The organism is Risungbinella massiliensis, from assembly GCF_000942395.1.
GTDB classification, from domain to species: domain Bacteria; phylum Bacillota; class Bacilli; order Thermoactinomycetales; family Thermoactinomycetaceae; genus Risungbinella; species Risungbinella massiliensis.
Genome location: NZ_LN812102.1, coordinates 1,443,440 through 1,468,614, shown reverse-complemented (window position 1 = coordinate 1,468,614; position 25,175 = coordinate 1,443,440). Strand labels below are relative to the sequence as shown.

Below are 25,175 nucleotides of genomic sequence, written 5' to 3'. Positions count from 1 at the left end.
ACCTCTACATTTGAGCTAGGGTAGGAACTTTGGTTGTTCCAAAATGTTGAAATACATTGCGTTCTTGCACTGGATATACTTCTGAGTCACATAAGGAGTTAATGATGATCGAATTCCGGTATGCACCTAGACCTAAGTCTGGAGCTCCAATTCCATGGCTATGAAGTTCTCCATTTTGCAGATAGATGCGATTATATTGCGAGCCTTGTGTTGCAATTTGATAGTCTTCTTGAATGATAGGACGTTGTTTCTCATCACGTTGGATATACTCCCCGAATGGTTGGAGGAGCTGGTCTACCTGGGATGCATATCCTGTTGCTAAGATGATTACATCACTTTGGTGAGTAAAGCTTATTTGTTGTTCGGTATGGGTCAAAGTTAGTTCGTATGTACCATCTGGCATGGACTGAATAGATTGCAAGGAAGTCATCGCTTGTAAAGTAGCAGGGATTGCTTGTCCGCCGACCGTTCGTTCATAGAGTAAGTCATAGATATCAGCTATGGTTGTGGCACTAATTCCTTTATAGAGTAGGTCTTGTTTGCTACGTCGTTCATCTCTCTTGTCTTGAGGCAGAGAGTAGAAGTAGCGTGTGTAATCAGGTGAGAAGTGTTCCAAGCCTAATTTGGAATACTCCATCGGGAAAAATCCAGTAGATCTTGTATACCAATTGAGATCATATCCATAATTCGTTTGATCTTGAAGAAGGGTGAGAAATACTTCTGCGGCACTTTGTCCCGAACCAACAACAGTAATCCTATGAGCTTCTCGACATCGATCCAATCGTTCTAAGAATTGGGAAGAGTGAAAAATATCTTGTTCCGAAAGTAGACTGAATTTTTTATCTAGCACAGGTGACGTTCCTACTCCAAGAACTAGGTGTTTACATCGTAAAAGCTCCATTTGCTCACTGGATGTGTCCCGAACACAGATCTCGTAATAGTTTTGTGTAGGATCATCCTGCTGATGGAATTCGATTCCAACTACCTGCTTTCCAAATCGGCAGCTTTCCAATTGTTCAGAAACCCAGTGACAATAGTGACTGAATTCCTTACGTGGTACGTGAAACCGTTCTAAGAAGTAGAAATGATAAAGTCTTTTTTGATGTTTCAAGTAGTTGAGATAAGAATAAGGACTCGTTGGATTTGCCATTGTAACCAAATCCGCAAAAAATGGTACTTGTAAAGTTGTATTTTCCAGCAGGAGACCAGGATGCCAAGCAAATTGTTCTTTTTGTTCTAGAAATAAGGCATTTACTTCTGTGATAGGGTCTAGTAGTGCGGCCAATCCTAGATTAAAAGGCCCAAGTCCCACTCCGATTACATCATATATTGTGTTTGTGTTGATGGATTGCTTGGACATCTTGCCACCTCTTTTCAAATTCTTCTCGATAGCAAAAGAGTAAAGCTGCTTCTTTATCAGGAAGGTCGATTTTCTTTTGAAACCTATATCCGCACTTCTCAAAGATATGGATCATTTTTTTATTTAAAATGTTTGGTTCTGCTACCACTTTCTCGGTTTCTGGGTGTTCAAATAAAAGACTTGTAATGGCTCGTAACAGAGGAAGGGCGTATCCTTTCCCCAGATAGTCCGTTTCTCCTATTAGAAGATGAACACCCTGATCAGCGGGATGAGAGTCATAACTTCCTTCTAAGATGTCTCCTTGTACCCAGTACGTTTCCCAGTAGCTCATCGGTATACCATCAATCATTCCGATATGAAGGCTTTGATGAGGGTCTTGAAGAAATTCAGTTAGATGTTTCTGATAGGCTTCTAGTGAGATATCTAGATTCCAATAAGGAATAACGTGCTGTTCATGTTGCCAGCGATGGAGTAGACCAAAGTCTGTCTCTATCTGAACTGGGCGAAATGTGATTTGTTGCTGAATCGACTCATCTGTGATGGCTCGATTGGCTAATTGGTGTCTGATCAATAGAGGTTTCTCCTTTCCAAAGAGGATTCGGGATTGTGGTATAAACGGATTGAGTTTCTAAAGAGCCAACAAGTTCATCCATCTCATATAAACGCGTTAAGAAATTGGCTTTACATGGTACTTGGGGATCTTCTAGTAGACTTGTTAAGAACTGAGAAGTAGGACGATCATAGATACGCCATGCTTGAAGACGATTTCGAAGCTCAGCCAGTAGGATTCCTTCTTCGATTAGCCCAGCATTTCCAAATGCATGGATGAGACCAAACATGTGATTAAAGATGAGATAGTACCGGAAACGTTCATCGGCTACTACATCAGAGCACATGGTTTGGCTCATAGTACTTACATCCGGAATCCATTGTTTTAGCTGTTCAAACATGGATTCGGCATAGTAGTAACCTTGATTATCTCGATAGAAAAACTTAGCTGGATAGCCTATAGGAGTAAGTTGGACAAGGCTGTTTTGTTGGTGCGCTTCTAGGGCAATTCCATGTTGAAGATACAGATCTAACATTGGTTCAAGAGAGATGGCAAGATAACGTTGGAACCAATCTAGACTTACTTCTTTTATTGTCCGTTGTTCTTGCTGAGCTATATTCTCGATGATTTGCTTGATTCGAGAACCCTGATCTGGGAATACATCTTGTCCTAAACCAGCGATTAAGGTTACTTGTTGATCGTATCCAGCGATAAACGGATTTGTCCTTAGGGATACCTCAAATCCAGATTCCTCTTCATGCGGGTGTTTTACTGTAATGAATGCAGGGTCTACAATAATTTGGAAATTAGGATAACGATTTCGTAGGCTTGTACCAATCGGACTCTCTACAAGATTGGAGATCTCCACACCACGTTCAAGTTCTTTATATTTGTTAACTCGTAGCGAGTTGGTAATTTGGATTGGAACAGAGCCTTTTATCATAAAACGAGCTTCAGGATGATAAAGCGTACGTAGAGATGATGTAGCTTGATAGGCTCTTCCAGCTGTACCAAGATTATGAATCATACCCTTTACGATGGTGGATTGAACCCATGCTTGTTGAAGTAAGAACTCTGCTTGTAAAGGATGGATTGGGATGATGGAGAATCCATCACTGGATTGGCAGTACATTTCCTTCCACTCTGTTGAGATGTTTGGATCATTCATAAGTTCTTGCTTGATACAATCGGTAGCGCTTTCTGATAGACTTGTTTTCTCTATTACAAGAGAGTGGTGGACCCGAAAATAATGCAAAGAAAAGGAGCCTTTTGCCTCTGGAGCGTATCGAATCTGCTCCCATTCATGTAATCCTTGTCTACTTTTCGGAGTTGGATGTAGCAGATGACCGACTAGGAGAGACTGTTCCGCCTCAATAAAGGTGAATGAAGGTTGGATTAGCGATTCCTGATCAACGAATCGGGACTCGATGAAACTCCCCATCAACTGCTCGCTTTGAATGATTCTAGCAAGAAGATCACTTGGAATTTGTCCTACTCCTTCAAGAGAAGCAGCCTCTTTTGTTAGTAAGGAAGCTAACCATACAAAGTCTAGTTCAGCATATGTAGAATCAGTTTGGTAATAGAGCGGGAACTTATATAGATGTCGATCTGTGTAAGATAGATAGGAGACTGGTGCCAAAATTGTCATTCCTACAGAGGAAAGAGGAATTTGGTAGATCGTTTCGACCTCGATTTGGGATGCTAGTGTCTCTGGAAGAGAACTCCTATGAATGATTTTCCCAATGTGTATTTCTCGTAGAAAACAGTTTAGGAGGTTTTGCATGCTATGCTGTTGAGCGATTTTTTTACTTGAACTTTTCATGTGAGATAGTTCTCCTTTCTAATCTCTTTCCAATCTCTACGATTTCTTCAAGTAAAGAGTGGATGTCAGATCGCTTTGTACGTGGATTGAGTAATGTAAATTTGAGATAAACATGACCGTTATATTTCGTTTTTGCGATCACAGCTGAACCGGACTGTAAAAGAGCTTGCCGAATCTGTAGGTTGATCTCATCAAGTTTTTTATCGGAATGTTCAAGGTTTGAACCTTTAAATCGGAAAACGATAGCATTAATCTCCGGATTAGTGTTGGCAATCTCTAGTTCAGAATGATCTGATAAATATTTGGCTATGTCTTGTGTTAAATCAATCGTTGTCTCAATCATCTTGGCAAACTGTTCTCTCCCTAATGTCTGCAAGCTAACAAGCAACTTTAAGGCATCAAAGCGACGAGTTGTTTGCAAGGATTTATTTACTAGATTCGGAACACCTTGTTCCTCGTCATCTTCTGGATTGAGATAATCAGTATGGAGACGGATGTATCGGAAATTCTCTTGATCTCGCAAGAGAAAAGCTCCGCAGCTAATCGGTTGATAAAACAATTTATGAAAGTCGACTGTGATTGAGTCTGATTGAGAGATACCAGCCAATTTCGTAGATTCTTGATTACTAAGAATAAGGGCACCTCCATATGCTGCATCAACATGAAGCCAAATGGAGTGTTTCTGAGCGACTTCTGCAATTTCAGTTAGTGGATCAATACTGCCAAAATCGGTTGTCCCAGCAGTTGCTACAATCGCAAATGGTTCAAATCCTTCACTTAGCAACTGATCAATTGTTTCTTTTAGATGAGAGATGGACATCCGTTGCTGTTTATCAACAGGGATCGAGATGACAGCTTGTGATCCTAACCCAAGCAGAGCAGCTGATTGTTGCACAGTAAAATGAGCAATTGCTGAGCACAAGATTCGTAATCGAGATGCTTTAGGTGGTAAACCCTGTTGTTGAATATTCCAATTCCATGTTTTTTGGGAGAAGTGATCCCTAGCTAAATGAATTCCCATGAGGTTGGATTGTGTCCCACCACTCGTAAAGACCCCATCCCCGTAGTTGGAATAGCCATACAATTGACAAAGCCACTCGATCATCCTATTTTCAACAAATGACCCTGCTGAGCTCTGATCCCATGAATCCATAGACTGATTGGTAGCTGAGATATATTGTTCTGCTGCCAGAGCAGGGATTAGTGGTGCACAATGAAGATGCGCAATCGAACGTGGGTGGTGTACTACGATCGAGTGTTGAAGTACACTTTGAGATAAGTCAAATAGTGCTTTTGTCAAAGGAATTCCTTGATCAGGACAAATATCTATTTGGGCTACTTTCGTTTCTATTTCAGAAGTGCTAGCGCCACTGTATGGTTGAGATAGCTTAGCAAAGTGCTCTTGTATAGCTGCGCGGGTTGTTTCACTTGCTAGATTATGATTAATAGTAGAGCCAACCGAATTATTCAGAAACCATTGATCCCAATTTTGTTCCTTCACAAGATGCTAGCCTCCTGATGTGGGGAAGATTGTCGCTCAGCCGCTAGAACTGCTTCTCCAAAAATATTTGTAATCTCTTCTATTTGTTCGGATGTAATAATCAGTGGTGGTAAGAATCGCACAACGCTACCATGACGACCACCTAATTCTAAGATTAGCCCACGTTTGAAACACTCTTGCTGGATCAAACGAGCTAGCTCAGGATGTGCTGGATAACTTCCCAGATGATCAGGAGATAGATGTCGGTTGATAATTTCCGCCCCAATCATAAGTCCTCTTCCACGTACCTCTCCGATTGAACTCGTTGCCTGTTGAATCAATCGTAATTTACTCTGTAGAAGCTCACCCATTTTGGCTGCATGGTTTGCAATTTGGTTTTCACGAATGAAACAAATCGTAGCCAAACCAGCAGCCATGGCCATCTGATTCCCACGAAAAGTACCTGCATGAGCTCCTGGACCCCATTGATCCAATTCTTCTTGATATACGACAACCGCTAAAGGCAGAGATCCACCAATTGCTTTGGATAATACTAAGACATCTGGCTCAATCTCAGCATGTTCAAAGGCAAACATCTTCCCGGTTCGTCCAAAACCAGTCTGGATCTCATCTATAATCATCGGTATATTATGTTTTTTGGTAATATTACGAATGTGGTTTGCCCAGTGATCTGGAGCAGGAATTGCGCCACCCTCACCTTGTACCATTTCTAAGATTAGCCCAGCTGGTTGGGTAACTCCACGTTCTGGATCGTCGAGAAACCGTTCGATGAAGTGCTGGTGAATCTTAATGCTTTCTTCTCCTCCTATACCAAATGGGCACCGATATTCGTAGGGATATGGTAAGAAATGGACATCAGACATTAGACCTGGAATCTTTTCTTTTGCACCTAAATTGCCCATCAGACTTAATGCTCCATGAGTCATTCCATGATAACCACCTTGGAAAGAAAGGATGGAGCGTTTTCCTGTAGCGGTTTTAACGATCTTGAGAGCTGCTTCAACTGCATCTGTCCCAGCAGGTCCGCAAAACTGGATCTTTGCTTTCTGAGCGAAAGAATGGGGAAGTACAGAATACAGCTCCTCTACAAATTTATCTTTGATAGGTGTTGTAAGATCTAACGTATGTAAAGGGTATTCAGAACGAAGTGTTTTTTCAATTGCTTCTCGAACAACCGGATGGTTGTGACCAAGTGCCAATGTACCAGCCCCAGCCAAACAGTCATAATATATTTTTCCTTCCACGTCGGTTACTTGAATCCCCATTGCCTTTCGGATAGCGATTGGGATTCGTCTTGGATACGAACGGGCATTGGACTCTCGGGAAGATTGTCGATCTAGATAATGCTGATTGTTAAATCTTATGGAACTCATATAAATGCCCCCTAACCAGTTAGTGAATATGAGAATCATTATCATCAAAAGTACGATCTCACTATAGCCCAGTTTAAATTATTTGTAAATAAATATTTTTTCGAAAAATAAATTGACATTGATAATCACTATCAATTAAATTAGAAATAATAGGTACTTCAGGAAGGATAGAAAACCGTGTATGAATTTAGATTTTAGGGGTTTCGAAAAAATAAAGAATATAGGCATTATCACGCTCAAATAGATCAAACCATAGCTGTGAGAAAAGCAGAACAAATACGAGATTAGGATTCTTAAATGTCACTACTAAATTTGTACAAGTTTTATCCATATGATGCAGGACAAGTTCCTGGTTTTGCCCTCTTCTTTAAATTGACTAATACAAGGTGTATTCATTTAGTAACTGGAAATATTATCACTCAGAGAGGTGATAATATGATCTTTAGTATTATTTGGAAAACTACTTTGATATTTCTCGTAGGAACTATGTTATTGCGTTTGGGTGGTAGAAAATCAATATCACAAATGACAATTCCCCAAGTTATTGTAATGATCGGTCTTGGTACATTATTAATTCAACCAGTTACAGGATATGGACTTGGGTATACGTTTCTAGCAGCACTCGTTCTGGTATTTTTAATGATTTTATTTGAGTACTTAGAGTTAAAGTTTGATGGCTTCGAAACAATAAGTACAGGTAAAGCGAAGATTGTGATCGAGAATGGACAGGTGAATCTAACAAATCTAAAAAGTTAAGATTAACAATAGATGGATTGGAGGCACGCCTTAGACAAGTAGGTATTGTCAGTATAGAAGATGTGGAGTGGGCTACTTTGGAAGTAAGTGGTCAACTTGGTTATAACTTAAAGTCAGATAAGCAACCTGCTACAAAATCAGATATTCAATATGTATTATCCAGATTGGATGAAATAGAAAATTCGCTCTCTACTATACCCAATAAAGATGAAGTCACATTTTCTAATATATTTTCTGAGATCAAATCAAACAAATTTGAGGGAAATAAATTGGAACCAAATTAAATTACTAAAACATCTAACGCCAAAAAACGTTAGATGTTTTTTTCTCATGGAAATACATTCTGTGTTTTAATTAGCATTTTGGTATAATATATTTTGAAATATCAAAAAACTTTTAGTTGCCGCAGAGAGGAGGATAGTTAACAATGTCACATCATGCTTTAGAATTGTATGACTACAACGTTTGGGCAAACAAAAAAGTCTTGGATCGTTTAAAAGAGCTACCACTGGAGATTTATAAACAGGAAATTCAGAGCGTTTTCCCATCTATTTCTAAGACAATGTCACACATTTACATCACGGAGTACTGTTGGTTAGACATTCTTAATGGAAAGAAAATGGGAGAAGCAATGGAGTTTGGGAATCAGTTGAAGGAACAGATAGAGACAAAAAATATAGAGAGTATAGAAAAAATGTTTTTTGATTTGTCTGAACGGTACAAGTTATTTTTTAACAATCAGGAAGACATGGATCAGAAGTTTGTTCTTGATAATCCTTATATTAGAGCTAGGGAGACTAGTTTTTCGGAAATTATCTTGCACGTTGTGAATCATGGAACATATCACAGAGGAAATATTACAGCGATGCTACGTCAAATGGGATACAAATCGGTTATGATGGATTACGCGTTCTTCTGGTATTCATAATAGAGCATGTTGCATAATTAGCCCAAAGCCAGAGGTTTTCCCCTTTTGAGATGCGACTATGAGCGATAGGGAGCCGAAGCAGATCGGAAGCGGGAAAACCGGCGGCGCGCCTACGTTTAACTTGGATTAATGCAACAAACTAAGAATAGAAAATAAGATAAATCTTAGGAAAATAGGAGATGGTCATTTTGTGACCAACTCTTTTTTGTTGTTTGTTCGAAAATAATAATTCTATTGAAAGTTTTATTGAATGGTAATTGGACTTATAAAAAAACGGAATATTCCTTATAAAAAATAGACCATTTGAATTGTGTCTTTTCTGCACTAATTGAATTATTAAAAAAAATCTAGTAAAATAGAATCGATTTTGTTTCTACCAGAAGATATGATTTCTGGTTGAATATACTAGAAATGACATATGAACTAAAATTTTTTGTTTTTAGCATATCGTATTTATCATGATCGAATGATGGAAAGAGAAAGGAAAATTGGATGAAAGAGCCACTAATCAGAGTTGATGATATATCATTTAGCTATACCCAACAAGGTAAAGTGGATGCTCCTGTTCTCCATAATATTTCTTTTACTATTAATCCTGGGGAATATATAGCTATTATTGGGCATAACGGGTCAGGGAAATCGACTTTATCTAAGCATCTAAATGGCATCTTAAAACCTGATCAAGGTGATGTCTATGTAAATGGTTTGAGTATTAAAGAAGCTAAATTTGAACGTGAGATTCGACAAAAGGTTGGAATGGTATTTCAACATCCTGATAATCAGATTGTAGCAACAACGGTAGAAGACGACGTAGCTTTTGGACTAGAGAACATTGAAATACCTTACGAAGAGATGAAGGAAAGAATTGATTTTGCTTTAGATGCAGTAGGGATGGGTGAATATCGTAATAGACCTCCTCATCATCTCTCTGGTGGGCAAAAGCAAAGGATCGCAATTGCTGGGATTATTGCTATGATTCCTCATTGTTTAGTATTGGATGAAGCGACAAGTATGCTAGACACATGTGGGAGAAAAGATATTTTGGACGTAATTCGTAAGCTTCATCAAAATGGAATGGCAATTGTTACTGTAACAAATCTGATGTCAGAAGTAGCAGAAGCTGATCGAGTTATTGTGATGGATAGTGGAAAAATTGCAATGCAAGGAACTCCACGTGAAATTTTCGCACAACACGAAATTCTTCGTCAGCTCCAACTAGATATTCCTGATATCAGTCAGGTAGCTAGACTGATTCATAACGAAGTTGCTGATTTTCAACCAAACTTAATTTATAAGGAAGAAATCATTAACGAAGTGAAGAGACTATCTAGTCAAAAGGGAGTTACGGTGTGAAGATGAAACCGATCTTAGAAGTACAGGATTTAAAACATACATACATGATCAATACACCATTAGAGCAACAATCTCTCTCTGGAGTAACGATGGAGATTCAAGAGGGAGAATGTGTGGCGATAATTGGGCATACGGGATCTGGAAAATCAACATTGATTCAGCATTTTAATGGCCTATATCGTCCACAAGAAGGAAAACTGGTGGTAGATGATCAGGATTTATCTGATCCTAAGCTCGACCTTAAAAAGTTACGAAGCAAGGTTGGACTCGTTTTTCAAAATCCGGAAGATCAACTTTTTGAAAAGCTAATTGGAGATGATGTAGCATATGGCCCTCTCCAAATGGGACTCCCGCTTAAAGAGGTACGTGATCATGTCAAATGGGCTATGGAAATGGTGGGACTATCCTTTGACGATCTAAAAGACCGTCCAACTTATGCATTGAGCGGAGGCCAAAAAAGAAAAGTTGCTCTAGCTGGTGTACTCGCAATGCGACCAAAGATTCTTATCTTAGATGAACCGACAGCTGGATTGGATCCTCATTCTCGAAAAGAATTGCTAAAGCGAATCGAGTTGTTGAATAAAAAAGAAAAGCTGACGATTATATTTGTTTCGCACAATATGGATGAAGTAGCTTATTTAGCTGACAAGATATTTGTGATGGCAGATGGTAAAAATGTGATCCAAGGCACACCTCAGGACATTTTTGGTAGTAAAGAGATGATTTCAAAACACCTTATTCATACCCCCGTTACGGTAGAAATGTTATATCAGTTGCAAACGTTGGGGTATCCAGTTGATGTAACAGCTTTTGAAGTAGAATCAGCTGCATCCGAAATTGTCTCCATTCTTCCAAAGAGAGGAGGTGATTGATAAATGGCTGGATTTGAACTAACACGCAATATTACGATTGGCCAGTATTTGCCTACAGGTTCGTTTATTCATCGCCTAGATCCACGAATCAAGATTCTCGCTTATTCTATATTGGTGATTGCCATAGGATTTAGTAATACATATTTGGGAAATCTCATTGCTCTTAGTTTTTCATTCCTACTAGTGCGATTCTCGCGAATCTCTGTCCGCTATTGTTTATCTGGAATTAAACCGGCAATTCCCTTTATTTGCGTTTTAGCGATACTTCAGCTGTTATTTCATGGAGAAATCGGTTCGGAGGCAATCGTTTATTTTGAATACGGTGTTATTCACATTACCGACGGAAGTGTTCAACTTGTAATTGTGACGATCTCACGATTGATTGAAATTTTATTGGTGAGTAGTGTTCTAACATTAAGCACTTCTACCACTCAACTAACACACGCAATTGCAAGTATCTTGAAACCGTTGAGATATGTGAATTTTCCAACTCATGAATTTTCTTTGATTATTACGATTGCAATCCGTTTTGTTCCAACCTTTGCGATGGAAATGGAAAAGATGATGAAGGCACAAGCTTCTAGAGGTGCTGAGATTGGAACAGCAGCTTGGTGGAACATGGTACAACGTACCAAAGAGTTGTTTCCGATCATTATTCCGCTATTCCAAGTAGCAATGACTAGAGCAGAGGATTTGGTGTTAGCGATGGAAGCGAGATGTTATACACCAGGTGGAACAAGAACGATCTATGGTCAATATAAAATCGGTGTTCGAGATTATATGGTGATTCTGTTTAGTATCGTCCTCGCCTATATTTTGATATATCCGTTTTCATATTAAGGAAATACATATAACGAATGAAAACTTACTAGGAGGAATGTTCTGTGGAAAAACGTTTATCGATACGTAAGATCGTTGTTGCTGGGGTATTGGGAGCTATTGCGATTTTGCTAGGGGTTACACAATTAGGTTATATTCCTGTGCCGAGTGCAACGGGACATGCAACTATTATGCACGTTCCAGCGATTATTGGTGGATTAGTTGAAGGGCCAATAGTTGGGGCAATCAGTGGTCTGATTTTTGGAGTCCATTCTTTCTTGTACTCACCTGTACCGATGTTTAAAGATCCGCTAGTATCTATTTTACCTCGATTGTTTATTGGGATCGTAGCCTATTTTACGTATGTTGGTATCAGACGAATCAATGAATATGTTGCAATTGGAGTTGCTAGTTTTATAGGATCGTTGACTAATACAGTTCTTGTGTTAGGAATGGTTGTACTCAGAGGGTATCTTTCTCCAGAAGTAGCTCAAGCAGCAGCTATCACAAGTGGTATTCCAGAAGCGATTGTATCGGTAATTATTTCTCTTGCAGTAGTGGTAGCTTGGAAGAAATTAGGCACCGCAGGAAATCAAAAATCAAAAGTATCGGGAGATCTATAAAAAATGGATTCTTTCAACAATATTACGGATGTTCCTGGTATTAAAGTAGGGAATGTAGAAAATCTACAAGGTTATACTGGTTGTACCGTGATTATGACGGAAGAGGGGGCAGTCTGTGGAGTAGATGTCCGTGGATCAGCACCCGGTACAAGAGAGACAGACTTGCTAAATCCAATCAATCTAGTGGACAAGGTTCATGCAATCAGTCTTGCAGGTGGGAGTGCGTATGGACTTGATGCTGCAAGTGGAGTGATGCAGTATTTAGAAGAGCGTGGATACGGGTTGGGTGTTGGGGTAGGAATCGTTCCAATCGTACCATCTGCTGTGTTGTTTGATCTAACGTTTGGAGATCCTAAGGTTCGTCCAGATCGAAAAATGGGCTACCATGCAGCGATGAGAGCAATGAAGGGACCTTTCCCACTTGGAAACGTTGGAGCTGGATGTGGGGCAACAGTTGGTAAAACAGCTGGATATGATCGTAGTATGAAAGGTGGGCTAGGATCAGCTTCTCGGATTTACCCGAATGGATTAGTTGTGGGAGCGATCGTGGCGGTCAATGCTTTGGGAGAAGTGCGTGATCCTAGTACGGGACAAATACTTGCAGGTCCAAGAGATGCAGATAATAATATTTTAAATAGTTTGGACTTCTTAACAGATCATACCCTAAAAAAGGGGACGAATACGACGATTGGGGTTGTTGCAAGCAACGCCTATCTAACAAAAGTTCAGGTAAGCAAAGTTGCCTCTATGGCTCATGATGGATTAGCAAGAACGATATATCCGATTCATACGATGTTTGATGGAGATACCATCTTTTCTTTAGCAACTGGTGGTGTCGAAGCACCGGTAGATTTGGTTGGTGCCATCTCTGCGGAAGTAATGGCAGATGCTGTGCTTGCAGCGATCCGTTCTGCTAAGGGAATAGGAGAAATCCCTGCATATCAGGATTTGCAAGGTTAAAGAGATGATCATAGAGTAAAATCAAAAAGGGAACGATAAAAAAGAGAGCCTCTGGATATGAATCTGGAGGCTCTCTTTTTTTATCGTTATTATACAGGGAGTGAGCAGTGGATATGTTTCCATAATTTGATTTTCTCTGATGAAATAACGTAATATTTTCTGCTAATGAACTCAAATGCTATTTTTGTGTACTCCATCTATGTACCACTTCGATAACTGAATTTAGGGAAAATTTATTGACAACAAAAAAAATACGTAATAAAATATTTTTACGTAAGATATTATTTTTGTCTAAACGAGTAGGTGAAGTTTTGGAACACAAGTTTTTAGAAAGACACATTGTAGAATCTCCTGAACAAGCGACAGCACTAATGAATCCCCTTAGAGCAGAAATACTTTCCAACTTAAGAAAACCGGCATCGGCTTCTGAAGTTGCGCGAAATATCAATGAATCACCTCAACGAATCAACTATCATCTTAAAATGTTGGAGAAGGTAGGTCTGGTCCGGAAGATCGGGAACCGACAAGTTCGCAATTTAGTAGAAGTGTTATATCAAGGAATTGCACAAACGTATGTGCTGGCAGAATCACTTGCCTGGAGCCCAGATACGATCCAAAAGATCAAAGATCAAAGTTCGCTTGCACACCTTATTCATACATCCGATCAAATTAAAAAAGATGCCTTACTCCTGATGGAACGTTCTGATGAAAACGAAGAAATACCCAGTGCATCTTTATCTATGAAAGTTCAGCTAAGAGATCAACAGACACGAGAGAAATTTGTCCAAGAATACGTTGATATGGTGAAGGAATTACTCCAAAAGTATCAAGCAACACAACAACAAGTGGATGGAGATCCATATCAAGTTGTATTGGCTGTTTATCCGGAAGCGAATCAAGAGGAGGAGTAGAAGTGAGCAAAAACAGAGAAGAAAATCCAGAAATTCAAAAGGAGGAGAGTCTAAAAGTTTCGTCGTTTGTTGTATGGGAAACTAGTAGCAAACAAACGAAATGGAATGAAAATATAATTACTTTTCCTTCTGTTCATTATAACAACATGGAAACGGAAACCACTATTAGCGAATGGACCATTCTATCGGAAAGTCAACAACCCTTAACCAAAATAAAAGTGGTTTCTTCTGGATTTGGAAAAGTAGAAGCTTCCATTGGTAACCAAACATTGAGCTGTGCTGCTTAAATGAATTTCCTAATAGGAAGGTGAGCTATTATGAATCTGATTCCTACCGTTATTGAGCAAACCAATCGTGGGGAACGGTCATATGACATTTACTCCCGTATGTTAAAAGATCGGATCATTTTTTTGGGTAGTGCAATTGATGATAATGTGGCAAATTCTATCATTGCACAATTATTATTTCTTTCTGCTGAAGATCCTGACAAAGATATTCACCTGTATATTAATTCGCCAGGAGGTTCTGTTACAGCCGGATTAGGGATCTATGACACTATCCAGTACATTAAACCAGATGTGTCCACTATTTGCATTGGTTTAGCAGCATCCATGGGGGCCATTATTTTGGTGGGAGGAGCAAAAGGGAAAAGATTCGCTCTTCCTCACTCAGAAGTGATGATTCATCAACCTTGGATCAGTGGGGGACTTAAGGGACAAGCGTCTGATATTCAAATTCATGCAAACCAAATCATGAAGAATCGGAATACCCTGAATCGAATCATTTCAGAACATTCAGGTCAATCGTTGGAAAAAGTTCAAAGAGATACAGATCGAGATTATTTTATGTCAGCGGAAGAAGCTCTTACCTATGGATTAGTAGATAAAGTATATGAGTGACAACATGATCTGTTTTAGAGTTATAAGCTCTAACAATAAAAAAAAGAGGTCCTGAATAAGTGGCAGGACCTCTCTTTTTTTATTTATAGACCTTTATATTGTGGTTCTTCACTTTCTAACTGTTGTACACGTTGTTCTACCTGATCGACAATTTGCTGAGTAGAACTTGCAGCTTGGGTAAACAACTGTTTTGCTTGTTCGTTCTGAGTGCTAAGAGCGAATTGTTCTAAACTTGCTTGTGCGCTTTTGAGGGAAGCGACACATGTTTTAACATCGGACGATACGGTCATTTTGCTCACCTTTTTTCGTGTGTAGTTGTAGAACTAGAGATTAGTTCCGATGTTATCTTCTCCAAGAAGTCTAGAATTATGTATGGATGAAATCTAGGTATCAATGTATAGATAACCACGCCTCTTCGCATGATAAACGATATCATTTACTTTTTGAAAAGAGGAAGTATCGATGCCAGAGTGGATTCAGGTCGTAATACGAACTTTGATGGCAATCGCTGTTTTGTTTGTCCTAACCAAAGTATTAGGAAAAAGACAAGTTTCTCAGCTGTCTTTGTTTGAATATATTACTGGGATTACCATAGGTAGTATTGCTGGTTATGTTTCGATGGAGACGGACGAGGCTTGGTATTTGGGGACGATTTCCCTAATAGTATGGGTGGTTATCGTTATTGCTATCGAGTTCCTACAGTTAAAGAGTAAAACGGTACGAGATATTCTAGATGGAAAAGCAACTGTATTGGTCAAAGATGGAAAAATACTAGAAGACAATCTAACAAAAGAGCGAATTACAGTTGATGAATTTCTAGAACAGATGCGAAAAAAGGATATATTCCAAGTTGCAGATGTCGAGTTTGCTGTGATGGAACCTAGTGGAACGATTAATATTTTACCAAAAGCAGAAAATCTCCCAATCACACCCAAAATGCTAGGAATCAAAGTGGCGGAACAGGCAGAACCACAAGTGGTTGTTATGGATGGCAATGTAATGGATGATTCCTTAGCTAAATTAGGTTTAAATCGGGGATGGTTGGAAACAGAACTAGAAAAACAAGGGGTTGCTATAGAAAATGTTCTTTTAGGACAAGTTGACTCTTATGGACAGCTATATATAGACCTCTATGATGACCAAATTCAAGTACCAGAAGCACAAGAGAAACCTGCTTTACTTGCCACATTGAAAAAGTGTGAAGCCGATATTGAGATGTTCAGCCTTTCCACCAAAGATGAAAAAGCAAAACAGATGTATCAACAATGCTCCGAACACTTACAACAAGTGATTGATAATGTAAAACCATATCTTAGAAGTTAGGGTGATAGTAGATGGCAGACAATCAGAAGAAAAAGCTAACACCTGTCCAACAACAATATCAAGAACTAGCTAAAAGACATGAACCCCCGAGACCAGTTCTTGCAAATTGTATTCGTGCTTTTATAGCTGGAGGGACTATTTGTCTCATTGGGCAAATTATCCAGATGATGTATAAAACATGGCTTCACTTCCCAAAAGAGAAAGCAAATACTGCTACAGTGGCAACTTTAATCTTATTATCGGTTATTTTAACCTGTTTTGGTGTCTACGATAAAATCGGACAATGGGCTGGTGCAGGTTCTGCCGTCCCTGTCACTGGATTTGCTAATTCAATGGCATCTTCTGCTATCGAACACCGCAGTGAAGGAATGGTACTTGGGGTTGGAGGTAAGATGTTTGAATTGGCGGGCTCCGTCATCGTATTTGGTACCGTTGCTGCCTTTATTATCGCTTTTCTCCATCTTTTGTTTAATCCGATCATGACGCCAGGAGGGTCATAAGATGTTACAAGGGCATCAGAGCTGGGTCTTTTCCAATAAACCAGTTATTCTTTCGACAGCAACGGTCGTCGGGCCTTTTGAGGGAAGAGGTCCTCTTGCTAATGATTTTGATATCATTCATGGAGACTCCATGCTAGGTCAAGATAGTTGGGAAAAAGCTGAAACAGAGCTTTTGGAAGAAGCAGGAAGAATCGCCATTGAAAAAGCAAACCTTACCAAAGAGCAAGTCCAATTTATGATTGCTGGAGATCTGATGAATCAGATTACTAGTAGTAGTTATGCCGCACGAACATTCGCGATGCCCTATCTAGGAGTGTTTGGTGCTTGTTCTACTTCTATGGAAAGCTTAGCACTGGCGTCTTTGCTAGTAGATTCAGGAGGAGCAGATTATGTTTTAGCAGGTACTTGTAGCCATGATTCAACTGCGGAGAAACAATTTCGTTATCCTACAGAATATGGTTCACAAAAACCTCCTACTGCTCAATATACAGTGACAGGAGCAGGTGCTGCGATTATCTCGAAAAAAGGCAAAGGTCCTGTTGTTACTTCGGCTACGATTGGACGAGTGATCGATATGGGTATTATTGATCCATTTAATATGGGAGCAGCAATGGCTCCTGCGGCTGTTGACACGGTCCAGGCTCATTTTCGGGATTTGAATATTGAACCAGGGTACTATGATGTGATTGCGACAGGTGATTTATCAAAGGTAGGCTATGGAATTGCCAATGACCTATTTCAACAACATCAAGTTCCAATCCATGAAACCAACTATGTCGACTGCGGAATGCTTATTTATGATTATGAAAATCAAGAAGTTCAATCAGGAGGAAGTGGATGTGGTTGTTCCGCTGTAGTGACATATGGACATCTGCTTAATCGAATGCGCAAAGGGGAGATCAAGAGAATGTTGATCGTCGCCACAGGTGCTCTTTTATCCCCACTCGAAGTACAACAAGGAGAAAGCATTCCTTGTATTGCACATGCAGTTTCGATAGAGAATGGAGCGTAAGAAACATGATGCAGTTAGTATGGGCGTTTCTTGTAGGGGGAGCGATTTGTGTAATAGGACAGCTCCTATTTGACATTGGAAAATTGACTCCCGCACATACAATGGCAACGTTAGTAGTGTTAGGTGCCATTGTGGATGGAGTAGGACTATATGATCCGTTGATTGAATTTGCTGGTGCCGGGGCATCCGTTCCGATTACTAGCTTTGGAAATTCTTTGGTACATGGCGCATTAGAAGAGTTAAAAAAGGATGGATGGACCGGGATGCTAACAGGTATTTTTAAAATCACCAGTGCAGGAATCACGGCCGCAATTGTTTTTTCCTTTTTTGCTTCTTTATTTGTCAAACCAAAAGGTTAATGGGAAGGACAGACAATGCCAAAAATTAAGGTTCAAGGACTTTCTATCCATTATGAAGTGAAGGGTAAAGGAACTCCCATCTTGTTCATTCATCCTCCGCTACTAAGTAGTAAAAACTTTACCTATCAAATGAAAGAGTTATCCAATCAATTTTGTGTGATAACGTTTGATATTCGAGGACATGGAAAGAGTGACCCATCTCCCAAACCACTTACTTATTTTAAGATTGTAAGGGACATACTTGCTGTTTTAGATCATCTAGAAATAGAAAAAGTGATGTTATGTGGATATTCGCTTGGAGCCTCCATCGCTCTTCATTTTATGCTGGAAGCTCCAGAGCGTTCATTGGGAGCCGTTTTGCTTGGTGGAATCTCGGAAATGAAGAATGGAAGATTAAAACAAATGACTTTGCTTGGAGAGCGTATGGCAAAAATGGGGGCAATCCAAACGCTCTCTTACTCGATCTCATGGAGTAATGCCAATAATCTCTCGATGTTTTGGAATTTATTACAAGATACAAAACAAGCGAATGCCCAAAATGTTGCGCAATATTACCATGAGGGTCTTATCTTTAACTGCACTCCACTGCTACCTAAGATTACACAACCGATTTTATTACTCTATGGCACAGAAGATAAAACATATCACCCATATGGAGAGATACTGCATTCGAAACTCCCAAATGCTTCGCTCTCCTTTATATCGCAAGTAAAACATCAACTTCCAACCAAAACTCATCAAAAGGTAAATCAGCAAATCCGTCAGTTTGTAGAGAAGTTATAAGGATTTTTCCATTCCATTAGTGTACCGTAACCACATGATTCTTCATCCTCTAAATAATTAGCCACCACCTTAACAGGGGTGCGTCCACAACGGAGTAAGAAGGTGATGACAGGGTCTTTTAGCTCCCCTTTTACCACTGCTTTGAGATATTCATCTGGTGTCATCTCACTTGCTTTTTTATGATATCCAGGCATTCTCCCACCACCTAACAATCGTTCTAATCTATGGTGAATGACAACATCATACATAGATAACATAAGCCATTTTCCTAAGCCTAACATTCGATAGGAAGGACGAACTCCAATATCAACAACATAGAGGGTATTCCCGTTGGGATTATGATTTCGGATATACCCATTATCGGTAATCTCTTCCCATGTATGGTTGGGATGTTTGGGATCGAATTGAACAAGCAGTCCTGTCATCGATCCAGCGACCTCACCATCAACCTCTATACATAAAGCTCCTTCGGGAAACAAAATGATATGGTTATTTAATTGTTTGGTATTCCACCATAAGTCAGATGGGAATGGTGGTGGGAAGCTTTCCTGTTGAATTTGGATGAGAGCAGGAAAGTCTTTTTTTTCATAATTTCGGATCACCGCTGGGATAGGTCGATCTTGATCAAACACAAAGAGCTCTTTTCGGTACATACTTGTCCTCCTTTGCTTGAATGCCTAAGTCTTCTACGTTGCTCTGAAATATATTGTTATTATTGGTTAATTATTTGAATTTCACAAGTACAGAAACGAACGATATTTCGTGTCTGAAATCGATACAGAAGGGAATGAAAATATTTAAGAAATAAAAAGGAGGAGGACAGATGGAGGAACAAAATGATCAGGTCATGGTAGATCAAGTTTTACAGTATTCTGATGGGCGTATGGTGACATTTCTTCATGACCACAACGATCAAAAACTAATAATAAAACATATTTGGACAAAACCTGGGAGGATGTCTGGTCCCCACTGGCATCCAGTCTTGACAGAGACTTTTATCATTGTGGAAGGGAGAATGCGATTTCGGATCGACGGAGAAGAGTTTATATATGGACCTAATGAGAGGATCATAGTTCATCCAAATCAAGTACATCAATTTTGGAACATAAGCCAACAACGATTAGTTGTGATCCATGAGGTTTCTCCACCAGGTCATCACCAAGCCATGTTTGAGCTCCTTCACAGGTTAGAATGGGAAGGAAAGGTGAATAAAAAAGGTATCCCTAACAACCCTTTATGGTTGGGACTTCTTTGGGAATGTATAGATGGTTATTTAGAAGGTCCACCTATATTTTTACAACGTGTTATGTTAGGTGGACTTGCCAAATTTGCTAAATTGATTGGTTATAAAGCTAATAGACATAGTATTTGAAATCACAAAAATAAAAAAACTTAAAGGAATATCATCAAGGAGTAATGAGAGGGAGTGCCTTTTTTGCACAACACTTTTGAAAATTTTATTTTTATTCACAATAACTTATATCTATTTTAGTGAAGGGATATTAAACTAACTACAGTGAATAGAAATATTCATACTACCTTACAACACCTTCTACGGTAGCTCCTTACATCTGTTCTTTTTTAGAAGCGATGTAAGGGGCTATCGGCAGAAGACGGCTGATAGCTCCTTATAAATAAATAAGGAGTGGATTATTATGAAAAAATGGTTAAAAGACTTATTCAATAGTAAGAAACAACAGCAACATTCAAACAAGGAAAAGAAACAACGTCCAGTTGATTCTAATCGTCGTTCTTCAAGTGGAAGTTCTTATGGTCGTAGTCCTTATGATCATAGTGGATACTATGGAGGATATGACGGTGGAGGGATCTCGGACGGCGGCGGTTCTGGAGGAGATGGCGGCGGCGGTGGCGGTTGCGATTAATTCTAGATGTTGTAAGGAGAGAGACACTTCGGTGGCTCTCTTTTTAAGTTTATGAGATATAAATGTAATATTTGAATACATGTATTTTAATAATCTGTTATTACTATATAGATAGATGGATAGAAATATTCACTATCCATTGTACACGCTTTACATGTTTTCGCTCTCATTATTATTAAGGGGCTAATGAAAATGCCCCCTTAAAATTAGGAGTGATTTTCATGAGAAAATGGCTTAAGGACTTATTAAGTAATAAAAAAAATAAATCTACAAAGCAAAAGCAATCTGTTACTAGAACCAAGACACGATCATCTAAAAGACGTAACTCTGATGATAACTCCTATTGGAGCGGTTCGGATAGTAGTTGGAGTGGAGATAGTTATTCTAGCGGAGATAGTGGATGTAGCAGTTCTGGTGGAGACAGTGGTGGCGGTTGCGATTGAAGAAGAGATGGTAAGGGGAGAGACATTAAGGTCTCTCTTTTTTATTTATGAAAATGAAATGCTTCTAGTATTGAATAAAAAAACCTTCTTCCGCAAAAACCAACCATGAGGTGATATTTGATGGAAGAGCGCTTCTTGTTTGGATACTTTCAAACGATGGAAAGAGCAGAAGAAGTGGTGAAAGCATTACAAGAGAAAGGTTATGAAGCGTCACTGGATCGTGTCTCTCCGATGATGGGGGGGAATCCAGAAAGTAGTGTTGCCTATGAAGATCGGATTATCACGGGCAAAAATACGTTAACTTATACCTCTATGGGAAGTCCAAGAGGTTTTACGCAGGATCAACGAGTTATGGCTGCATCACATCCTGACGCCAGTGGACAATCTGGGGGACATGAATTTGTACATCCTGAAGATGTTAGTGTGACAGTGTTTTGTTCGGAAGAAAAGCTGTCAGAAGTACAAGCAATTTTAAATTCATATGGAGCATTGTAGATTGCAGAGAAATATAACAAAAAACCGACCAAATCTCTGGTCGGTTTTATTTTTGAACAGGAGTTTTAAAGGCTGAGAAATCGGCTTTTTTTAGTTTGGTGACTTGAGAATCGGCTTGTTTCTCATCTTCAAAAGAGCCGGTTTCTACTCGATACATTGTTTTGCCGTTTACGACCGCCTTGACCACTTTTGCTGAGATACCCGTTTTACTCTTTACCTCACGAGCATGCTGTTCTGCATTGGCTTTTGCTTGGAAAGAACCAGCATAGACATAGTAGAGAATGGATGGTTTTTCTGGAGTGGGAGTTTTTTCTGAAGACTTCTCTTGAGGTTTCTCTTTTTTCTGAGTAACTTCTGAGATAACAGATCCAGCGGATGGATTGGGATCTCGAGTCTCTGTCTCGGTTGAATTCGGTGGTTTAGTAGTGGTTGTTTCAATGATTGGCTGAATTGGTGTCTCGTTTTCTTTGGCTGTATATTGCCAGTACCAGATTCCAGATCCTACTAGAATCGGGAGGAGAACTAGTGGTAGCAATACTTTTCGTCTCTTCCTACGTTTTACTTTTAATCGAGCTGGTGGTGGTGTAATGATTCGTTTCTTTTCTTCCATTTCTCGGAGTAGTCTACGTACTTCGAGAAGAGCTCCTTTTAGAGCACGTGCACTTAAATATCGTTCAGTAGGATCTTTGGTAGTCGCTTTTTGAATCAGTATTTCAAGCTCTGGAGGTAGATCTGGTCGGATATCGAGTACCGATGGCATCGGTTTTTGCAGGTGTGCTAGAGCTACTTCTAACCCGTTTTCACCAGTGAACGGAGGTTGTCCTATCAAGCATTCATATAATATGACACCTACTGGATAGAGATCAGAGGAATCAAAGAGATCTTTTCCCTCCAATTGTTCAGGAGAGAGGTAGAGGACAGAGCCCATAATTGCTCCAGGCTCTGTATGCATTGAAGCCTGGGACGAAAAACGAGCCAATCCAAAATCTGCTACTTTGACTTTGCCATAGTCATACCATAGGATGTTTTGTGGCTTAATATCACGATGGAGAATTCCATTATCATGAGCATGGATGAGCGCATCACACATTTGGATGGCGATTTCGATGGACTCTTCTGCGGTGAGAGCTCCAAGATCTGCGATATGTTGCTTCAGTGTTTTTCCTTTTACGTGTTCAATTACGAGATAATAATATCCCCCATCCATCCCCATATTAAAGAGTTGAACAATATTCTCGTGAGAAAGTTTTGCAGTAGCTTGTGCCTCTATGATGAACCGATTTAATAGATGTTCATTGGTTGCAAATTCAGGGCGCATCACTTTGACAGCTACGGATCGTTGCAGATGAGAATCCTCTGCCTCATATACTACCGCCATGGCTCCTTGTCCGAGAGGTCGTTTTATCAGATAACGGCCGCCTAGTATTTTTCCCTTCATGCTAGTCTCCTTTGGTTGTAGAAAGGATAAAAGAATTCTGTGCGAGGAGTTTATAAGGAATGTATTTATAGCTTATAAAACAATTATGGAGAACAAGGGAAGAAGAGACAAGTGGAGAAAAGAATATATAGCAAAAAGGACAAGATTTGAGGGGAGTGAGTCATTTCATGATCCAAATCATTTTAGCAAATGGTTATTTTCCAGCAGAACTTCCACCAGTATGGGATAGTAGTAGTTTTGCAAAACAACATGCTAGTCTCAAGGTTTCAGGAAAAAGGCGAGCGAGCCAACCTTTGGCTTTTACCATACCAAAGAAAGGGAAAAACCGTAGATGGCTCAAAATTCCACATCCCCTGTACTATCTTCTTTTAACCAAAGAGATTGTTCAACGGTTCCCTTCTATTGAAACTTTGACGCAGAAATCAAGTTTCAGTCTAAGTGCTCCATATTTCTCTTCTAATCGAAATCGTGCCATTAGTCCCACTCATTCCTTCACTGAGGTACATGAATCCCGGTTTCAAGATTCGTTAACCAAACCTTACTATGTCCAGACAGATCTAGCTGGTTACTATGCATCTCTCTATACTCACTCCATCCCTTGGGCCATTCATGGTAAAGAATATGCGAGAGCCAATCGTAGAAGTCGAAAACTTTGGGGAAATCAAGTGGATGCATTGGTTCGGAATATGCAAGAAGGGCAGACGATGGGGATTCCAGTTGGACCAGATCTCTCTTTTTGGATATCAGAAGTAGTAGCACAGGAAATTGACTTTCAATTGCAAGAACAGTACCCTACGATCCATGGTAGTCGATTTCTCGATGACTATCGGTTTTATGTAGAAAAAGTGGAAGAAGGAGAATTGCTTCTTCAAAAGTTGAGTCAGATATTGGATGGATGGAAGCTCCGTTTAAATCCATATAAAACGAGAGTTGGTCTAACACCAGAACTTACCCAGCCGGTATGGAAGGTAGAGCTAATGCTTCCAGCTGAGTTAGATCAGAGATTCAACTCTCGATTCTCTACTTATTTAGAGAAAGCAGTTCGATTCGCAAAAGAGTTTCCAGAAGACTCTGTATTGAGATATGTTATCTCGCAATTAGCTAGTGTATCTAATATTCCAAATCTCACATTGTATGAAAAGTTTCTCTTTTATGCGATGAGATCAGATGGCCGTACCATTTCTTTGGCAACTAATCAAATGTTAAAGATCTCTCCCACTTGGAAGGCAGCAGAACAGGAAGAGATTCTAGCTAGACTCCACACTTTATGTAGTTCTTTCCTTCAAAGTGGTAAACACTTAGAATCGCTCTGGCTACTCTATTTTTTTAAACATCGAAGCGAAGTCCTTCCTACCTCACTGAGTAACCTGCTTTCTCAAGAGAAAAACCCATTGTTGGTCCTTCTATCACTTGATCTATGGAGTATGGGGCTGCTTCCAGATTTAGATCGAGGTGGATGGAACACTCCCGCACAAGTAAGTAAAGGGTATGATCTTTGGTGGATGGTTGCATATGAGAGTGAGAGTCGAGGTTGGCTAAAAGGAAATTTCCCAATATGTAAGCAGGATGCTTTTTTCCAGAGTCTACGCTTGTCTGGTGTCTCTTTTTATGATGAACAGGCTCACCGTATCGTACAAATGAAAGGGAACTGGTTTGCTACGTATGATTAATTATTGCCCCTTATGGTGATGCAAGTATTGCCCTACCAACATTTGTACGATTTGAGCAAATACATCGCGACGCTTCAGCCATCCCTCCGTCAAGATTCCCATTGCCCCTTCTTGGTTTCGCACATCTCGTCTTGTAGCATATTGGTCGACCAGATCAGCCAGTTCTTGGCCGTTTCGTAGAGGCTCTCGAAATTCAATCGGTAGCAATATCCGTGCTCCACCTGCTATAAAGGTATTTTGCCCATCTGTTAAGGCACCCCAATTACAGAGGAAAAGACCGACTTCTGTCTCCTGAACACCTCCTTCTAGACCAATACCTACCTCAGCATCAGCTGCTGCTTGTAAAACATGAATTGCCCGATTTTTGGCTCCTTGTAATGTTTCTTCATCTGAAAAAGGCTGAGCTGATACATCAGAAGGGACGGAGAGTGGTACAATTGGTATAGTAGGTAGAACTGTCTGCACGGCTCCTATTTTTGCTTTATTAGTAGTACCAACAGCTACCTTTGTCCAATTGGGAACTAAAAATGTTGTCATCTTGA

Annotated in this window: 30 protein-coding genes; 21 read left to right on the top strand and 9 right to left on the bottom strand. The window is 39.7% G+C overall.

Features of this window, described 5'->3' with window-relative positions; genetic code table 11:
• Positions 1-4: 4 nt before the first annotated feature.
• The 5 genes from VJ09_RS07625 to VJ09_RS07605 are packed head-to-tail and all read right to left on the bottom strand — an operon-like array spanning position 5 to position 6,606.
• Positions 5-1,360, bottom strand: a complete 1,356-nt coding sequence (locus tag VJ09_RS07625) for a lysine N(6)-hydroxylase/L-ornithine N(5)-oxygenase family protein (protein WP_052807280.1) — start codon at positions 1,358-1,360, stop codon at positions 5-7.
• On the bottom strand, positions 1,323-1,931 hold the full coding sequence (locus tag VJ09_RS07620) for a GNAT family N-acetyltransferase (protein ID WP_044640944.1): 609 nt from the start codon (positions 1,929-1,931) through the stop codon (positions 1,323-1,325). Before VJ09_RS07620 ends, VJ09_RS07625 begins: the two co-directional genes overlap by 38 nt.
• Complete coding sequence (locus VJ09_RS07615) at positions 1,891-3,732, bottom strand: IucA/IucC family protein (RefSeq protein WP_044640943.1); 1,842 nt, start codon at positions 3,730-3,732, stop codon at positions 1,891-1,893. The genes VJ09_RS07620 and VJ09_RS07615 overlap by 41 nt, the downstream gene beginning before the upstream one ends.
• Positions 3,716-5,233: a pyridoxal phosphate-dependent decarboxylase family protein gene (locus VJ09_RS07610; protein WP_044640942.1), complete on the bottom strand. Its 1,518-nt coding sequence runs from the start codon at positions 5,231-5,233 to the stop codon at positions 3,716-3,718. The genes VJ09_RS07615 and VJ09_RS07610 overlap by 17 nt, the downstream gene beginning before the upstream one ends.
• On the bottom strand, positions 5,230-6,606 hold the full coding sequence (locus VJ09_RS07605) for an aspartate aminotransferase family protein (RefSeq protein ID WP_044640941.1): 1,377 nt from the start codon (positions 6,604-6,606) through the stop codon (positions 5,230-5,232). The genes VJ09_RS07610 and VJ09_RS07605 overlap by 4 nt, the downstream gene beginning before the upstream one ends.
• 297 nt (positions 6,607-6,903) lie before the next feature.
• On the opposite strand from VJ09_RS07605, the gene VJ09_RS19035 reads away from it, so the two are divergent.
• From VJ09_RS19035 to clpP, 11 genes are all read left to right on the top strand, one after another.
• Entirely contained in the window at positions 6,904-7,362 is a 459-nt protein-coding gene (locus tag VJ09_RS19035; RefSeq protein ID WP_325063582.1) for a DUF421 domain-containing protein, read from the top strand.
• Between the two features lie 17 nt (positions 7,363-7,379).
• Positions 7,380-7,646, top strand: coding sequence for a YetF domain-containing protein (locus tag VJ09_RS19030; RefSeq protein WP_325063581.1), 267 nt, complete (start codon positions 7,380-7,382; stop codon positions 7,644-7,646).
• Between the two features lie 143 nt (positions 7,647-7,789).
• Complete coding sequence (locus VJ09_RS07595) at positions 7,790-8,290, top strand: DinB family protein (protein WP_044640940.1); 501 nt, start codon at positions 7,790-7,792, stop codon at positions 8,288-8,290.
• Positions 8,291-8,782: 492 nt separating this feature from the next.
• Entirely contained in the window at positions 8,783-9,643 is an 861-nt protein-coding gene (locus VJ09_RS07590) for an energy-coupling factor transporter ATPase (RefSeq protein ID WP_044640939.1), read from the top strand.
• Between the two features lie 2 nt (positions 9,644-9,645).
• Entirely contained in the window at positions 9,646-10,515 is an 870-nt protein-coding gene (locus VJ09_RS07585) for an energy-coupling factor transporter ATPase (protein ID WP_044641690.1), read from the top strand.
• A 3-nt stretch (positions 10,516-10,518) separates the two neighbouring features.
• Positions 10,519-11,355 (top strand): energy-coupling factor transporter transmembrane component T family protein, encoded by an 837-nt coding sequence (locus tag VJ09_RS07580; protein WP_044640938.1) that lies wholly within the window; start codon positions 10,519-10,521, stop codon positions 11,353-11,355.
• 44 nt (positions 11,356-11,399) lie between these two features.
• Positions 11,400-11,957 carry an ECF transporter S component gene (locus tag VJ09_RS07575; protein ID WP_044640937.1) on the top strand — a complete coding sequence of 186 codons (558 nt, stop codon included), beginning with the start codon at positions 11,400-11,402 and terminating at the stop codon, positions 11,955-11,957.
• A gap of 3 nt (positions 11,958-11,960) precedes the next feature.
• Positions 11,961-12,917 (top strand): P1 family peptidase, encoded by a 957-nt coding sequence (locus VJ09_RS07570; protein ID WP_044640936.1) that lies wholly within the window; start codon positions 11,961-11,963, stop codon positions 12,915-12,917.
• Positions 12,918-13,228: 311 nt separating this feature from the next.
• Positions 13,229-13,828: a winged helix-turn-helix domain-containing protein gene (locus VJ09_RS07565; RefSeq protein WP_044640935.1), complete on the top strand. Its 600-nt coding sequence runs from the start codon at positions 13,229-13,231 to the stop codon at positions 13,826-13,828.
• 2 nt (positions 13,829-13,830) lie between these two features.
• Positions 13,831-14,115 (top strand): hypothetical protein, encoded by a 285-nt coding sequence (locus VJ09_RS07560; protein ID WP_044640934.1) that lies wholly within the window; start codon positions 13,831-13,833, stop codon positions 14,113-14,115.
• A gap of 30 nt (positions 14,116-14,145) precedes the next feature.
• Positions 14,146-14,727: an ATP-dependent Clp endopeptidase proteolytic subunit ClpP gene (gene clpP, locus VJ09_RS07555; protein WP_044640933.1), complete on the top strand. Its 582-nt coding sequence runs from the start codon at positions 14,146-14,148 to the stop codon at positions 14,725-14,727.
• A gap of 83 nt (positions 14,728-14,810) precedes the next feature.
• Here the strand turns inward: clpP and VJ09_RS07550 are convergent, their stop codons facing one another.
• Entirely contained in the window at positions 14,811-15,017 is a 207-nt protein-coding gene (locus VJ09_RS07550) for a DUF1657 domain-containing protein (protein ID WP_044640932.1), read from the bottom strand.
• A 172-nt stretch (positions 15,018-15,189) separates the two neighbouring features.
• On the opposite strand from VJ09_RS07550, the gene VJ09_RS07545 reads away from it, so the two are divergent.
• The 5 genes from VJ09_RS07545 to VJ09_RS07525 are packed head-to-tail and all read left to right on the top strand — an operon-like array spanning position 15,190 to position 18,704.
• On the top strand, positions 15,190-16,050 hold the full coding sequence (locus VJ09_RS07545) for a DUF421 domain-containing protein (RefSeq protein ID WP_044640931.1): 861 nt from the start codon (positions 15,190-15,192) through the stop codon (positions 16,048-16,050).
• Positions 16,051-16,061: 11 nt separating this feature from the next.
• Positions 16,062-16,550: a stage V sporulation protein AC gene (gene spoVAC / locus VJ09_RS07540; RefSeq protein WP_044640930.1), complete on the top strand. Its 489-nt coding sequence runs from the start codon at positions 16,062-16,064 to the stop codon at positions 16,548-16,550.
• Between the two features lies 1 nt (position 16,551).
• Positions 16,552-17,562 carry a stage V sporulation protein AD gene (gene spoVAD, locus VJ09_RS07535; protein ID WP_044640929.1) on the top strand — a complete coding sequence of 337 codons (1,011 nt, stop codon included), beginning with the start codon at positions 16,552-16,554 and terminating at the stop codon, positions 17,560-17,562.
• A gap of 8 nt (positions 17,563-17,570) precedes the next feature.
• Entirely contained in the window at positions 17,571-17,921 is a 351-nt protein-coding gene (gene spoVAE, locus VJ09_RS07530) for a stage V sporulation protein AE (RefSeq protein WP_044641689.1), read from the top strand.
• Positions 17,922-17,936: 15 nt separating this feature from the next.
• The gene (locus VJ09_RS07525; RefSeq protein ID WP_044640928.1) at positions 17,937-18,704 is read left to right on the top strand and encodes an alpha/beta fold hydrolase; all 768 of its coding nucleotides are present in this window, start codon (positions 17,937-17,939) and stop codon (positions 18,702-18,704) included.
• Here VJ09_RS07525 and VJ09_RS07520 read toward each other — a convergent pair.
• Positions 18,683-19,357: a GNAT family N-acetyltransferase gene (locus VJ09_RS07520; protein WP_044640927.1), complete on the bottom strand. Its 675-nt coding sequence runs from the start codon at positions 19,355-19,357 to the stop codon at positions 18,683-18,685. The two genes, VJ09_RS07525 and VJ09_RS07520, sit on opposite strands and share 22 nt — an antisense overlap.
• Positions 19,358-19,527: 170 nt before the next feature.
• Between VJ09_RS07520 and VJ09_RS07515 the strand changes: the two genes are divergently transcribed.
• The 4 genes from VJ09_RS07515 (at position 19,528) to VJ09_RS07500 (ending at position 21,525) form a co-directional block, all read left to right on the top strand.
• Positions 19,528-20,076, top strand: coding sequence for a cupin domain-containing protein (locus VJ09_RS07515; protein ID WP_230199103.1), 549 nt, complete (start codon positions 19,528-19,530; stop codon positions 20,074-20,076).
• Between the two features lie 283 nt (positions 20,077-20,359).
• The gene (locus VJ09_RS07510) at positions 20,360-20,587 is read left to right on the top strand and encodes a hypothetical protein (protein ID WP_044640926.1); all 228 of its coding nucleotides are present in this window, start codon (positions 20,360-20,362) and stop codon (positions 20,585-20,587) included.
• A gap of 221 nt (positions 20,588-20,808) precedes the next feature.
• Entirely contained in the window at positions 20,809-21,030 is a 222-nt protein-coding gene (locus tag VJ09_RS18415) for a hypothetical protein (RefSeq protein WP_147635451.1), read from the top strand.
• 120 nt (positions 21,031-21,150) lie between these two features.
• On the top strand, positions 21,151-21,525 hold the full coding sequence (locus VJ09_RS07500) for a hypothetical protein (protein ID WP_044640924.1): 375 nt from the start codon (positions 21,151-21,153) through the stop codon (positions 21,523-21,525).
• Between the two features lie 46 nt (positions 21,526-21,571).
• Here the strand turns inward: VJ09_RS07500 and VJ09_RS17555 are convergent, their stop codons facing one another.
• The gene (locus tag VJ09_RS17555; protein ID WP_052807279.1) at positions 21,572-22,963 is read right to left on the bottom strand and encodes a protein kinase domain-containing protein; all 1,392 of its coding nucleotides are present in this window, start codon (positions 22,961-22,963) and stop codon (positions 21,572-21,574) included.
• A 167-nt stretch (positions 22,964-23,130) separates the two neighbouring features.
• Between VJ09_RS17555 and VJ09_RS07490 the strand changes: the two genes are divergently transcribed.
• A complete protein-coding gene (locus VJ09_RS07490; RefSeq protein WP_044640923.1) occupies positions 23,131-24,633 on the top strand; it encodes an RNA-directed DNA polymerase in 1,503 nt (500 codons plus the stop codon).
• Here the strand turns inward: VJ09_RS07490 and VJ09_RS07485 are convergent, their stop codons facing one another.
• Positions 24,634-25,170, bottom strand: a complete 537-nt coding sequence (locus VJ09_RS07485) for a DUF84 family protein (RefSeq protein WP_044640922.1) — start codon at positions 25,168-25,170, stop codon at positions 24,634-24,636.
• Positions 25,171-25,175: the final 5 nt, after the last annotated feature.

Excerpts from the sequence above, each read along its gene's own strand:
- VJ09_RS07625 (WP_052807280.1), bottom strand. The coding sequence starts at position 1,360 with ATGTCCAAGCAATCCATCAACACAAACACAATATATGATGTAATCGGA.
- VJ09_RS07615 (WP_044640943.1), bottom strand. The coding sequence starts at position 3,732 with ATGAAAAGTTCAAGTAAAAAAATCGCTCAACAGCATAGCATGCAAAAC.
- VJ09_RS07605 (WP_044640941.1), bottom strand. The coding sequence starts at position 6,606 with ATGAGTTCCATAAGATTTAACAATCAGCATTATCTAGATCGACAATCT.
- VJ09_RS19035 (WP_325063582.1), top strand. The coding sequence starts at position 6,904 with ATGTCACTACTAAATTTGTACAAGTTTTATCCATATGATGCAGGACAA.
- VJ09_RS07595 (WP_044640940.1), top strand. The coding sequence starts at position 7,790 with ATGTCACATCATGCTTTAGAATTGTATGACTACAACGTTTGGGCAAAC.
- VJ09_RS07590 (WP_044640939.1), top strand. The coding sequence starts at position 8,783 with ATGAAAGAGCCACTAATCAGAGTTGATGATATATCATTTAGCTATACC.
- VJ09_RS07585 (WP_044641690.1), top strand. The coding sequence starts at position 9,646 with ATGAAACCGATCTTAGAAGTACAGGATTTAAAACATACATACATGATC.
- VJ09_RS07580 (WP_044640938.1), top strand. The coding sequence starts at position 10,519 with ATGGCTGGATTTGAACTAACACGCAATATTACGATTGGCCAGTATTTG.
- VJ09_RS07570 (WP_044640936.1), top strand. The coding sequence starts at position 11,961 with ATGGATTCTTTCAACAATATTACGGATGTTCCTGGTATTAAAGTAGGG.
- clpP (WP_044640933.1), top strand. The coding sequence starts at position 14,146 with ATGAATCTGATTCCTACCGTTATTGAGCAAACCAATCGTGGGGAACGG.
- VJ09_RS07550 (WP_044640932.1), bottom strand. The coding sequence starts at position 15,017 with ATGACCGTATCGTCCGATGTTAAAACATGTGTCGCTTCCCTCAAAAGC.
- VJ09_RS07545 (WP_044640931.1), top strand. The coding sequence starts at position 15,190 with ATGCCAGAGTGGATTCAGGTCGTAATACGAACTTTGATGGCAATCGCT.
- spoVAC (WP_044640930.1), top strand. The coding sequence starts at position 16,062 with ATGGCAGACAATCAGAAGAAAAAGCTAACACCTGTCCAACAACAATAT.
- spoVAD (WP_044640929.1), top strand. The coding sequence starts at position 16,552 with ATGTTACAAGGGCATCAGAGCTGGGTCTTTTCCAATAAACCAGTTATT.
- spoVAE (WP_044641689.1), top strand. The coding sequence starts at position 17,571 with ATGCAGTTAGTATGGGCGTTTCTTGTAGGGGGAGCGATTTGTGTAATA.
- VJ09_RS07525 (WP_044640928.1), top strand. The coding sequence starts at position 17,937 with ATGCCAAAAATTAAGGTTCAAGGACTTTCTATCCATTATGAAGTGAAG.
- VJ09_RS07520 (WP_044640927.1), bottom strand. The coding sequence starts at position 19,357 with ATGTACCGAAAAGAGCTCTTTGTGTTTGATCAAGATCGACCTATCCCA.
- VJ09_RS07515 (WP_230199103.1), top strand. The coding sequence starts at position 19,528 with ATGGAGGAACAAAATGATCAGGTCATGGTAGATCAAGTTTTACAGTAT.
- VJ09_RS07510 (WP_044640926.1), top strand. The coding sequence starts at position 20,360 with ATGAAAAAATGGTTAAAAGACTTATTCAATAGTAAGAAACAACAGCAA.
- VJ09_RS18415 (WP_147635451.1), top strand. The coding sequence starts at position 20,809 with ATGAGAAAATGGCTTAAGGACTTATTAAGTAATAAAAAAAATAAATCT.
- VJ09_RS07500 (WP_044640924.1), top strand. The coding sequence starts at position 21,151 with ATGGAAGAGCGCTTCTTGTTTGGATACTTTCAAACGATGGAAAGAGCA.
- VJ09_RS17555 (WP_052807279.1), bottom strand. The coding sequence starts at position 22,963 with ATGAAGGGAAAAATACTAGGCGGCCGTTATCTGATAAAACGACCTCTC.
- VJ09_RS07490 (WP_044640923.1), top strand. The coding sequence starts at position 23,131 with ATGATCCAAATCATTTTAGCAAATGGTTATTTTCCAGCAGAACTTCCA.
- VJ09_RS07485 (WP_044640922.1), bottom strand. The coding sequence starts at position 25,170 with ATGACAACATTTTTAGTTCCCAATTGGACAAAGGTAGCTGTTGGTACT.